8 protein-coding genes are annotated in these 11,964 nt (G+C 49.6%); 5 read left to right on the forward strand and 3 right to left on the reverse strand.

The features are described from left to right. Positions 1-62: 62 nt before the first annotated feature. A complete protein-coding gene (locus I0P70_RS03020) occupies positions 63-1,001 on the forward strand; it encodes a 1-phosphofructokinase family hexose kinase (protein ID WP_196114722.1) in 939 nt (312 codons plus the stop codon). 54 nt (positions 1,002-1,055) lie between these two features. Here the strand turns inward: I0P70_RS03020 and fbaA are convergent, their stop codons facing one another. The 3 genes from fbaA to I0P70_RS03035 form a co-directional block, all read right to left on the reverse strand. After that, positions 1,056-2,126 (reverse strand): class II fructose-bisphosphate aldolase, encoded by a 1,071-nt coding sequence (fbaA, locus tag I0P70_RS03025; RefSeq protein WP_196114723.1) that lies wholly within the window; start codon positions 2,124-2,126, stop codon positions 1,056-1,058. A 105-nt stretch (positions 2,127-2,231) separates the two neighbouring features. After that, on the reverse strand, positions 2,232-3,641 hold the full coding sequence (locus I0P70_RS03030) for an exonuclease domain-containing protein (protein ID WP_196114724.1): 1,410 nt from the start codon (positions 3,639-3,641) through the stop codon (positions 2,232-2,234). A 137-nt stretch (positions 3,642-3,778) separates the two neighbouring features. Continuing rightward, entirely contained in the window at positions 3,779-4,927 is a 1,149-nt protein-coding gene (locus I0P70_RS03035) for an AI-2E family transporter (protein WP_196114725.1), read from the reverse strand. Positions 4,928-5,273: 346 nt separating this feature from the next. Here I0P70_RS03035 and I0P70_RS03040 point away from each other — a divergent pair, with 346 nt between their 5' ends. From I0P70_RS03040 to I0P70_RS03055, 4 genes are all read left to right on the forward strand, one after another. Beyond that, positions 5,274-7,136: a DNA topoisomerase IV subunit B gene (locus tag I0P70_RS03040; RefSeq protein WP_196114726.1), complete on the forward strand. Its 1,863-nt coding sequence runs from the start codon at positions 5,274-5,276 to the stop codon at positions 7,134-7,136. Next, on the forward strand, positions 7,129-9,876 hold the full coding sequence (locus I0P70_RS03045; protein ID WP_196114727.1) for a DNA gyrase/topoisomerase IV subunit A: 2,748 nt from the start codon (positions 7,129-7,131) through the stop codon (positions 9,874-9,876). The genes I0P70_RS03040 and I0P70_RS03045 overlap by 8 nt, the downstream gene beginning before the upstream one ends. A 61-nt stretch (positions 9,877-9,937) precedes the next feature. Then, on the forward strand, positions 9,938-10,729 hold the full coding sequence (locus I0P70_RS03050) for a hypothetical protein (RefSeq protein ID WP_196114728.1): 792 nt from the start codon (positions 9,938-9,940) through the stop codon (positions 10,727-10,729). A gap of 148 nt (positions 10,730-10,877) precedes the next feature. Beyond that, complete coding sequence (locus I0P70_RS03055) at positions 10,878-11,957, forward strand: tetratricopeptide repeat protein (RefSeq protein WP_196114729.1); 1,080 nt, start codon at positions 10,878-10,880, stop codon at positions 11,955-11,957. The last annotated feature ends 7 nt before the right edge of the window (positions 11,958-11,964 follow it).

Consider the following 11,964-nt stretch of genomic DNA (forward strand, 5'->3'; position numbering starts at 1 on the left):
AGTCATTCAGAGCCCAACACTATACCTACACCCTCGCCGGAACCCATTATACCTGAAGAAGCATGCACAAAATTCTAACTATCACGATCAATCCTGCCTTAGACAAGAGCACCCATGTGAAGCGGGTGCTGCCTGAGAAGAAGCTCCGCTGCGACGAGCCCGTATACGAGCCGGGGGGAGGAGGCATCAATGTTTCGCGCGCTATCCATAAACTTGGTGGAAGCTCCTGGGCCTGGTTGCTCTCCGGAGGACCAGCCGGTGAAAAGCTGTGTGACCTGCTAAAGGAAGAAGGTGTGGAATATTGGTCTGGCCAAACCAAAAGCTGGACCAGGGAGAACCTGATGGTGATGGAGGACAGCACGGGCGACCAGTTCCGCTTTGGCATGCCAGGTCCCTACATCGAGGAGTCGGAGTGGCAGCAGGTGCTGGATAAACTAGAGAAGCTGGAGCAGGTGCCCGAGTATGTGGTAGCCAGCGGCAGTCTACCTCCAGGTGTGCCCGATGACTTTTACCTCCGGATGGCGGTGATCGCGCACAAGCGCAATTTCAAGTTGATCGTGGATACTTCGGGAGAGGCTTTGGTGAAGGCGGCAGGAGAGGGGCTATACCTGATCAAACCAAATCTGGGTGAGTTAGCCAAACTGGCCGGAAAAGACCACATATCAGCAATGGAACAGGAAGAGTTCGCCATGCAGGTGCTAAACGAGGGCAAGTGTAAAGTGTTGGTAGTATCGCTCGGTCCACGTGGCGCCATGCTGGCGTCTAAAGAATCAGGTATACACTATGTGGTACCACCTACCGTAAAGCAACAGAGCGCCGTAGGCGCCGGTGATAGCATGGTCGCTGGAATTGTGATGAGTTTGCTCAGAGGGTGTTCACTGGAGGAGGTGGTGCGTTACGGCGTAGCCGCCGGCACCGCCGCTACTATGACACCGGGATCGGAGCTGTGTCGCAAAGAAGATACTGAGGAGATTTACCAGTGGTTAATGGAGCATAGGTAGTAAATAGAAAGGGTGAAGCTCTCGCCTCACCCTTTCTATTATAATCAATACTGATTAAGCATTGCGATTTACGCAGTTCAGGTCCTCAAAGGCCTCTTTCAGTCTGGCGATGAAGTTTTCTTCACCTTTACGCAGCCATACGCGTGGGTCGTAGTACTTCTTGTTTGGAGAGTCAGCACCATCCGGATTGCCGAGCTGGCCTTGCAGGTAGTCCTTTTTCGACTCGTAGTAGTTCTTCACGCCGTCCCAGAAGGCCCACTGCATGTCGGTGTCGATGTTCATTTTGATGGCACCGTAACCGATCGCTTCCGTGATCTTGGCTTTCTCAGAACCTGAACCACCGTGGAATACGAAGTTCACCGGGTTATCACCAGTTCCGAATTTCTCTTTGATGAAGTCCTGTGAGTTTTTCAGGATCTCAGGGCGCAACTCTACGTTACCCGGCTTGTATACGCCGTGCACGTTACCGAAAGCCGCTGCAATGGTGAAGCGATCGCTTACATTCTTCAGTTCCTCATAAGCATAGGCTACTTCGTCAGGCTGGGTATAGAGACGAGAGCTGTCCACGCCTGTGTTGTCCACGCCGTCTTCTTCGCCACCGGTGACGCCGAGCTCGATCTCTACGGTCATGCCGATCTTGTTCATGCGCTTCAGGTAGCTGGCGCAGGTCTCGATGTTTTCTTTGATCTCTTCCTCAGAAAGGTCGAGCATGTGGGAGCTGTAAAGCGGCTTGCCGTGTTGCTCATAGTATTTCTCACCGGCGTCCAACAGACCGTCGATCCATGGAAGCAATTTCTTGGCAGCGTGGTCAGTGTGCAGCACTACCGGTACGCCGTAGGCTTCGGCCATCAGGTGCACGTGCTGGGCACCGGAAACAGCGCCAGCAATGGCGGCTTTCTGGTTGTCGTTCTCAAGGCCTTTGCCAGCGAAGAATGTGGCGCCACCGTGCGAGAACTGAATGATAACAGGTGAATTAAGCGACTTGGCTGTTTCCAGCACAGCGTTGATAGAGTTGGTGCCAATCACGTTAACGGCTGGCAGTGCAAAGTTATTCTCATTGGCATACTTGAACAGCTCTGTAACTTCATCGCCGAACAAAACCCCTGATCTGAAACGTTTTTCCATGAATGTTTAAGTTTTATTTCGATTTGAAATTAAACATAAATATGTTCTAAACCGAAAATAGATGGCAGGAGCTTCAGAAAAGCAGGTCTATACCTGGCCAAAGCCTTAATCAAACACAAGTACTTTGTCTTTATTCTTGCCGCGCATATGGCCGCGTATGATCTGCTGTATGTCCTTGTTGTCGTTGTAGCGCTGGATTTCTGATTTAAAGTCTTCCAATGAGTTGGCTGAGAAATACTCATCCACGAAGCCAAAGCCCAGGTAGGTGCCATGCTCCACTACTACAATAGACTTCTCGCCCAGTTCGCGGCCTTTCCCCACAATTACAAAGCTGTTGTGCTCGTAAGTGAAAGACTCAATAGCGGCATCCACACGGGCATTGTACTCCTCTGGTGTCTCTGCACCAATACAGGCGCCTTTGCAGATGTGTACCTGGTAATCGAAACAAGCACCCGGCGTTTTGTACAGGTCGCACAGCTTCTGACACAGGTTATACTTGGATACTTTATGGAAGAGGAAACCTTTCGCCTTGAACTGATTTGAAAGCGCAATGATCGGGGTCATGTTCACGTCATCGGCTTTGTTAATGCTGCCAAAGGTCAGACGCTTATAGCCTTTGTCGTCTTCGTAGGTGAAGATGCCGGTATTGAAAACGCTGCGCCTTTGCTGACGGTTGTAGTGCGGCTTCATGCGCTTGATCTCCGCCGACTCAAACAACAACGCCACCAGTTCGTTGCCCATCAGTTCGTAAGTGATGTCGGCTATCTGGTTTTTGAATTCAATGGATTTGCGGCTCTTGTAGTCGATGTTGAAGTGCTGGATAATGCGCTTCTTAATGTTGATACTCTTGCCCACATAGATGACTTCACCCGCTTCGTTGTAGAAGTAGTATACCCCCGGGACTGTCGGCAAGGCGTCTACCTGTTCTTTGCTGATAGCCGGAGGAAGGAGGGAAGCCTTAATTTCATTCTTCAACTGCTCGGCCGGGTCCGCCACATGGTGCGTCCCGTCGATAACCGGACGATTGATTTTGATCAGTTTGTCGAACAGCTTGGCCGTCGCCTCTGCGTCGCCAATGGCGCGGTGGCGCATTTGTAGCGGAATGTCAATACTCTTGCAAAGCTTACCCAAAGAGTAAGACGGCAAGCCAGGTATAAGCGAACGGCTCAGGCGTACGGTACAAAGGGTTTTTCGCTGGAAGGTAAAGCCCAAGTCGGCAAACTCTTTCTTGATAAAGGAGTAGTCGAAGCGCACGTTGTGGGCTACGAATACCATTCCCTCTGTGAACTGCACGATCTCCTTGGCCACCTCGTAGAACTTCGGTGCGTCCTGCACCATGTCGTCAGTAATGCCGGTGAGTTGGGAGATATAGTAAGGTATAGGCCGCTGCGGATTGATCAGGGTGCTATACTTGTCAACGATCTCTTTGCCATCATGTATGAAAATGGCAATCTCTGTGATCCTGTCCTGCGTGGGTTGGCTACCCGTCGTCTCAATGTCGATGATGGCGTACAAGCTGATTCTTTTTTATGGCTTTTTGAAGCAGCCTCTGGTCTGTTCCAGAGGGTTATCCTGTAAACCAATATTCTTAGCAATACGTTTCAAATCACGCTTATGCCATACCTTGTGCAAATAGATTTAGCAAAGGCCCTCTATTGCTCAGCCTCCTGATCATCCTCGTAGCGCTCTCTTTTCGCCTTCTCCCGCAACTTGTCGAACATCTTCCGGAACCGCCCTGACTTCTTTTCCTTCACCTCATCTATATCAGCCAGCAAAAAACCAAAAGGACGCAGTGGTTCATAGGCGTCGAAAAGCACTTTCAGAATGGCGATCATCGGTATGGAGATGATCATACCCGCCGCTCCCCAGATCTCACCGCCAATGAGTAAGGCAATAATGGCGGCAAAAGGGTTGATACTCACCTTTGAACCAACGACATAGGGTGTAATGAAGTTGCCTTCCAGAAACTGCACAAACATGAATACCAACACCACCAGTACCGCGTCAATCAGGCGACCCGTAGTGGCTAGTGTGAAGAGCGCCGGGAGCATGGCCCCGATCAGGATACCAATGTAAGGTATGATGGTCAGGATAGAGGCAAACACGCCGAAGAAGATCGCATACTTCACCCCCAGCAAGAGCAAGCCTGCTGAGTTGAGCAAGGCCACGATCACAATCACGATCATCAGACCTGAAATATAGCTCTGTGCGACTACCTGTATGTTGTCGATGGTGTGGTTCAAACTACCACGGCGTTCCTTGGAAACAAACTTGTACATGAACTGCTCGAGGTGGTTGCGGTAGTAAAGAAAACAGAATACGAAAATTGGTACGATGGTGATGACGGTGAGCGCTCCTGTGGTCAGTGAGATGGTGCTGCCAACAAAAGTAGTAGACATCTCCCGCAGTCCGCCTACCATATTGCGGAACAGTTCACTTTTGTTGGCCGGCTGTATGCCAAAATTATGATAGAGGTAGTCCTGCACTTTCATCAGCAGGGCGTCAAAGTTTTTGCCGATCGTGTCCAGTTCTGACGTCAGACTCATTACCTGCATGGAAAGAAACCAAACCACAAGTCCGAGTACGATCACCACCATCACAATGCTACAGAGAATAGCCAGCGCCCTTGGGATACGAAACTTTTCGAGGTCACGGGTGAGGGGCAGCAGGAGCAGGGCAAACAGAAGTGCAAATACCAGCGGCATAAGGATTGCCTTGAAAGTCTGCAAAACCCAGATCGCCAGAAAGAATCCCAGTAAGATCATCACGTACTTGACGTACTGGGGTAATTTAATTTCCATAGGGTGTGTTTGTGTAAGAGAATACTGGCCGTTTAGTCACATGCAATTAAGCAAATGTTGTGCTCAAGTATAGTTAAATCTAAATATTTTTATGCTAATAAAATTAGCCAAATAAAACCTGGTGATTTCTTCTTATTTTGTGAACTGTAAGCATCGTGTAATGGTTGTATAGATTAGTTGACAGATCCGATAATATTGGCTATATTTGCTGACTAAAAATATTAGCAATATCTTCTTTTGAAAGATGAATCGATCGGGCGCCGGAACTATTTGTAGCGTCTGATTTCTTTTATTTTTCTATATTTCCGAGTGATTCCACTAAATCAAATACACTTACGCTTACAGAATGGCAGAGTTAGAGCATAATTACAACGAAGACAGCATTCGCTCGCTGGAGCCCCGCGAACACATCAGGCTACGCCCCGGTATGTACATCGGCAAACTGGGAGACGGTTCTTCGGCCGATGATGGTATTTACATTTTGGTGAAAGAGGTGATCGACAACTCCATCGACGAACACGTGATGGGTTTCGGCAAGACCATCGACATCAAGATATCAGACCACAAGGTGCAGGTGCGCGACTATGGCCGCGGTATTCCGCTGGGCAAGGTTATTGACTGTGTGAGCAAAATCAACACCGGTGGTAAGTACGACAGCAAGGCTTTCCAGAAGTCGGTTGGTCTGAACGGTGTGGGTACGAAGGCAGTAAACGCCCTTTCAAGCCATTTCCGAATTCAGTCCGTGCGCGACGGGCAGGTGAAAGCCGCTGAGTTTGAGCGTGGCGTTTTAACAAACGATCTTCCGTTGGAAGCTACTTCGCAGCGCAACGGTACGCTCACGGTGTTTACACCAGACGATACCATTTTCAAGAACTACCAGTTCAACCCGGACTATCTGGAAAACCAGATCTGGAACTATGTATACCTGAACGCTGGTCTGACGATCAACTTCAACGGCAAGAAATTCTACTCTGAGAACGGCCTGCTGGATTTGCTCCGCAACAAAGCCGACGAGGAGAGCATGCGTTACCCGATCATTCACCTGAAAGGCAATGACATCGAGCTGGCCCTAACACATGGTAACGACTATGGTGAGGAGTACTACTCTTTTGTGAACGGTCAGTACACGACCATGGGCGGTACGCACCTGGCGGCTTTCCGTGAGGCGATCGTGAAAACGGTGCGTGACTTCTATAAGAAAGACTACGACGCGGCTGATATCCGTGGCTCGATTGTAGGAGCTATCTCGCTGCGTGTGCAGGAACCAGTTTTTGAATCGCAGACCAAAACCAAGTTGGGTTCCATTGAAATGGGGCCTGATGGTCCGGCTGTACGTGCTTACATTAACGAGTTTGTAAAAGAGGCGCTCGACAACTACCTACACAAGAACCCGACGACGGCTGAAGCGCTGAAAAAGCGCATTGAGCAAAGTGAGCGGGAGCGCAAGGACATGGCGGGCGTGAAGAAACTGGCCAACCAGCGCGCCAAGAAAGCCAACCTGCACAACCGCAAGCTACGCGACTGCCGCCTACACTTCAACGAGGACAAGCACGAAAACTCACTGCTATCCACGCTGTTCATCACGGAGGGTGACTCGGCAAGTGGTTCCATTACGAAATCCCGCAACGTGGATACAGAGGCGGTATTCAGTTTGAGAGGTAAACCCCTGAACTGCTTTGGCCTGAAGAAAAAGGTGGTATACGAAAACGAGGAGTTTAACCTGTTGCAACATGCCCTTAACATTGAAGAAGGGCTGGAAGGCTTGCGCTACAACCGTGTGGTAATCGCAACGGATGCCGACGTGGATGGTATGCACATCCGACTGCTGCTGCTCACCTTCTTCCTGCAGTTCTTCCCGGATCTAGTGAAAAACGGCCACGTGTACATTCTGGAAACGCCGCTGTTCCGGGTGCGCAATAAGAAAGAAACGATCTACTGTTACAACGAAACCGAAAAACAGGCTGCGATCGAGAAACTGGGCAAACGTCCTGAGATCACCCGATTTAAGGGTCTTGGTGAGATCTCGCCAGACGAGTTTGGCAAGTTTATCGGCGATAACATCAAGCTGAAACCGGTGTTCCTGCAGAAGGATACGACCATACAGAAAATGCTGAGCTATTACATGGGCAAAAACACGCCGGAACGTCAGTCATTTATTATTGAGAACCTGAAGATTGAGAAAGACATAGTTGAGGAAGTATATGCATAACGACGAACTGAACAACGAAGGTATAGAAAGAGAAGAAGAGCTAGAGGTTGCATTTACAGACGGTGATGAAGAAGTGATCCATAATGTGACGCCGGTGTCCGGTCTGTACGAAAACTGGTTCCTCGACTATGCTTCTTATGTAATTTTAGAGCGTGCCGTTCCTGCCATCGAGGACGGTCTGAAGCCTGTGCAGCGCCGTATCCTGCACGCGATGAAGGAGATGGACGATGGTCGCTTTAACAAAGTGGCCAACGTGATCGGTCAGACCATGCAGTACCACCCGCACGGTGATGCCTCGATTGGCGATGCCATGGTGAACCTGGGTCAGAAGGATCTTCTGATCGAGACGCAGGGTAACTGGGGTGATGTGCGTACCGGTGACAGTGCCGCTGCGCCTCGTTACATTGAAGCCCGTCTGTCTAAGTTTGCGCTCGATGTGGTTTTCAACCCGCAAACGACACTCTGGCAGCTGAGCTATGACGGCCGTAAAAATGAGCCGGTAACGCTTCCGGTAAAATTCCCGCTGCTGCTTGCGCAGGGCGTGGAAGGTATAGCCGTTGGTCTTTCGACCAAAATCATGCCGCACAACTTCAAGGAGCTGATCAAAGGGTCTATTGATGTACTCAAAGGTCGCAAGACCACACTGCTGCCTGATTTCCCGAACGGGGGTATGGTAGACGTCACCAACTACAACAATGGTATGCGCGGCGGTAAGATCCGGGTGCGTGCCACGATTGAGAAGGTGGACAAGACGATGCTGATCATCCGTGACGTGCCTTACGGTATCACGACCACGGGTCTGATGGAGTCGATCGTGAAGGCGAGCGAGAACAACAAGATCAAGATCAAGAAGGTGATTGACAATACGGCTGCTGATGTAGAGATACAGGTACAGCTGCCGCCGGGCGTATCACCTGACCTGACCATGGATGCGCTGTATGCCTTCACGGACTGCGAAGTGTCTATCTCGCCGAATACCTGCGTGATTATCGACGACAAGCCCCACTTCCTGAGTGTGGACGAGTTGCTGCGCATTTCTACGTTCAAGACAGTGGACCTACTTAAGCGTGAGCTCGAGATCCGCAAAGGTGAGTTGGAAGACAGGTGGCATTATTCATCGCTGGAGAAGATCTTCATCGAAAATCGCATTTACCGTGACATCGAGGAATGCGAGACCTGGGAAGCTGTACTCGAAGCGATCGATAAGGGCTTGAACCCATTCAAGAAACTATTGCGCCGTGAAGTTACACAAGACGATATCATTCGCCTGACGGAAATCAAGATCAAGCGTATCTCCAAGTTCGACTCTTTCAAAGCCGACGAGTACATCAAGAAGCTGGAAGAGGAGATGGCTGAGGTGGATGATAACCTCGCCAACCTGATTCGTTACGCAATTGCTTACTTCGAAGGATTGCTGAAGAAATACGGACAAGGACGTGATCGCAAGACGCAGGTGAAGACCTTCGATGTGATTACTGCACAGAAAGTTGCGATCGCTAACCAGAAGCTTTACATGAACGCCAAAGATGGCTTTATCGGTACCGGCCTTCGCAAAGATGAGTTTGTGTGCGACTGCTCTGACATGGATGACATCATCGTGTTCCGTAAGGATGGCAAGTTTACGGTGACCAAAGTAGCTGAGAAGACGTTCGTGGGCAAAGACATCATCATGGCTGGTGTTTATAACAAGAACGATGAGCACATGGTCTACAACATGATCTATGTGGATGGTAAGACAGGCGTGTCCTTCGCGAAGCGCTTCTCTGTGAAGTCGATTACACGTGATAAGGAATACGACCTTACTAAAGGCAACAAAGGTTCTAAGGTGCATTACCTGACCGCTAACCCGAATTCAGAGTCGGAGGTAGTGAATATTACACTTGCTCCACAAGCCTCTGCCCGCATCAAACAGTTCGACTATGACTTTGCTGAACTGATGATAAAAGGCAAAGGATCAAACGGTAATATCGTGACGAAGTACCCGGTTAAGAAGGTGGTGCAGAAGAGCCTGGGCGAGTCTACCTTGGGTGGACGCGAAATCTTCTACGACGAAGTAATTGGTCGTCTGAACACTGAAAGCCGCGGCCGTTACCTGGGTTCGTTTAATACCGATGATACTATCCTGGTGGTTTACGAAGACGGTACTTACGAGCAGACCACCTTTGATCTGGCCAATCACTATACTGTCGAGAAAATCAAGGTGCTGCAGAAGTTTGATCCGGAGTTGGTTGTATCCGCTATCTATTACGAAGGCGAAAACAAAATATACTATGTGAAGCGATTCAAGATCGAGACTTCCACAGTAGGTAAGAAGTTCAGCTTTATACCTGAAACCAAAAACTCCAGGCTTGAGGCTGTATCTACACATTCACTTCCGATGGCCACTATTAGCTTCAAACGTTCGCTCCGAGGCGAGAAGGAAACGGAGAAACTGCTGCTGAGTGAATTCATTGATGTGAAGGGTTGGAAGGCCATGGGCAACAAGCTGAGCTACTTCAAAATCTTCGATGTGAAAGTGCCGAAACAAGAGGAAGTGGAGCAGGAAGAAAAGCCTAAAACTAAGAAAGTTACCACCAAGCGTGAGCCCGTAACACTGCCTTCCGAACTGAAGGAGTTAGCAGAGGAGGCAGCCAAAGTGAGTGGGGCTCAACTTGATGCGCTCGAAACCGTAGAAGAACTTACAGAAGACGGCAGTGCAAGAGAGGCTTTGAAGAAAAAGAAACAGCTGGATTTGTTCTAAATTAAATCCTTTTTTGCATAAGTCGTTTTAAAGCAATATATTAGGTTGCTTATTACAGATTATGCGAATACTTTTCAAAGTCATACCCATTTTGTTCATCATGCTCGGTTTCCTGATAACTCCTCTGGAGGTACTGGGAGATTCCGGGCATGATGTGCTTTTAAAGAAGGCCTACGAGCTGAAAGAGCAGTACAAGGAAACAGAAGCACTGGCGGTATATGAGCAGATCTTAGCTGCTGATGAGTTAAATTATGAAGCACTGTGTCAGGCCAGTGTGCTACATAATTTGATGGGTCATCGTTTTACAGATGACAGCCGCAAGCTGAATCACTTTAGCACTGCAAAGTCTTATGCCCAGCGCGCCTATCAGATGGATTCCACCGATGCCCGATCAAATTATGCCATGGCACTTTCGCTGGCCTCATTGGCAACAATCTCAGGACCGAAGCAGCGACTGGCGACTTTCAGCCAGTTAAAGCCCTATCTGGATGGAGCCCTGGCGGCAGATTTCAGGCATGCAGATGCCTGGCACTTGCTGGGACGCTGGTATTTCAAAATGGCGAACCTCAATTTTGCCGAGATCACAGCTTACAAAGTGATGCTGGGCGGTATGGCAGATAAACCTGCTACCAACAAGGATGCTATTTACGCTATGGAGATGGCCATCCTGCACAACCCGAATAACCTGCGCTATTACTTTGATCTGGCCAACATTTATCAGGAAATGAAAAACAAAGATGCTTGTGTCTATACGCTACAGCGTGCCATGGCCCAGAACCTTGACTTGCAAACGAAGGAGGAGCTGGAGTTGAGCAGGCGCTGTAAAATTATGCTGCAAGAGTATCAGAAGTAACTTGATAGAACTGCAACGCAAAGGGCCTGCTTCCGGATGGTGGCAGGCCCTTTGCGTTGCTTGAAAACTATATGGCAGGCGAATTGTCGGTATTTAGGCAAATTATCTATAATTTAGCGCCATTCAAGCTTGTAAGAAAAGACAGCACATGATGTCTCGTTGGGTCTTAAGTTGGGTAGTGTTGGGGATGTTGACTCTTTCCGGTTGCGGTAAAGAAGAAGGTACCCGGGAGCAGATGGTAGACCTGGAGGCTGTGGCTGTTGAGGACCCGGCCAAACAGCTGGTAAGCCTGAGCGAAGCGATCGATCGATCAAAGCGCGACGGCAGCTTGTACGCACGCAGAGCTATGGTGCTGCTGCGACAGGGGGAACTGGACAGAGCCTTAAGTGATGTAAACGAAGCGATTAAGCTGTCGAAGGAGCCTGCTAACTTTTTTGTAAAAGCGCAGGTGCTATACCTGATGGGGCGTCATGAAGAAGCCCTGCCGCTGGCGTTACAGGCGGAGCGTAACTCGTATGAAAGTTCATCACTTTACGTGCTCTTAACGGAGCTATACCTTGACAGAGGAGCGTATGCAAAGGCTTCTCATTTTGCGCGACAGGCGCTTGAGTTGTCACCGGATGATCCGCATGCGATCTACTTCAAGGGTAGAGTGCTGGAAGTGACCGGTGATACAGCTGTTGCCATCAGGCATTACCAGCAGGCCTTGGAGCTGAAGCCTGACTTTGCGGAGACGCACCGATCATTGGCAGGGCTATACCTGGCGCAGCAGGACCTGGCACAGGCCAGAAAGCATACGCAACAGGGATTGCGCCAGTCACCGGAGGATCCACAACTGTGGCATTACAAAGGAATACTACAGTTGCAGTCGGCAAGAAAGGACAGCGCCCTGGCTAGTTTTGAAAAGGTACTGTCTTTAGCAGACACGATGCAGGCAGCCCATTTTCAGATGGCGCAGCTGCAGCATGGCATGGGAGCCTACGAGCTGGCCTTGCAACACCTGGAGAGTGCTCCAAGGTATAGCAATGTGCTCAAGTACCTGTCTGTGCGGGCAAGTAGCCTGGAACGACTAGGAGAGAACCTGGCAGCACTGCGAACTTACGAACGCATGCTGACGATTGAGCCGAAGCATACGTATGCGCAGCAGAGCGTTGCCAGGTTGAGATACAGATTGGAAAGACCCAGACCCCAGCTCGACAGTATGGCTGTCAGGCAGCGGGGCTTTTAACTCGATA

Origin of the sequence: Pontibacter sp. FD36, from assembly GCF_015686655.1 — a bacterium.
In the GTDB taxonomy this organism is placed as follows: Bacteria; Bacteroidota; Bacteroidia; order Cytophagales; family Hymenobacteraceae; genus Pontibacter.

Coding starts and splice junctions, on each gene's coding strand:
- I0P70_RS03055 (WP_196114729.1), top strand. CDS start 10,878: ATGATGTCTCGTTGGGTCTTAAGTTGGGTAGTGTTGGGGATGTTGACT.
- I0P70_RS03040 (WP_196114726.1), top strand. CDS start 5,274: ATGGCAGAGTTAGAGCATAATTACAACGAAGACAGCATTCGCTCGCTG.
- I0P70_RS03045 (WP_196114727.1), top strand. CDS start 7,129: ATGCATAACGACGAACTGAACAACGAAGGTATAGAAAGAGAAGAAGAG.
- I0P70_RS03020 (WP_196114722.1), top strand. CDS start 63: ATGCACAAAATTCTAACTATCACGATCAATCCTGCCTTAGACAAGAGC.
- I0P70_RS03035 (WP_196114725.1), bottom strand. CDS start 4,927: ATGGAAATTAAATTACCCCAGTACGTCAAGTACGTGATGATCTTACTG.
- fbaA (WP_196114723.1), bottom strand. CDS start 2,126: ATGGAAAAACGTTTCAGATCAGGGGTTTTGTTCGGCGATGAAGTTACA.
- I0P70_RS03050 (WP_196114728.1), top strand. CDS start 9,938: ATGCGAATACTTTTCAAAGTCATACCCATTTTGTTCATCATGCTCGGT.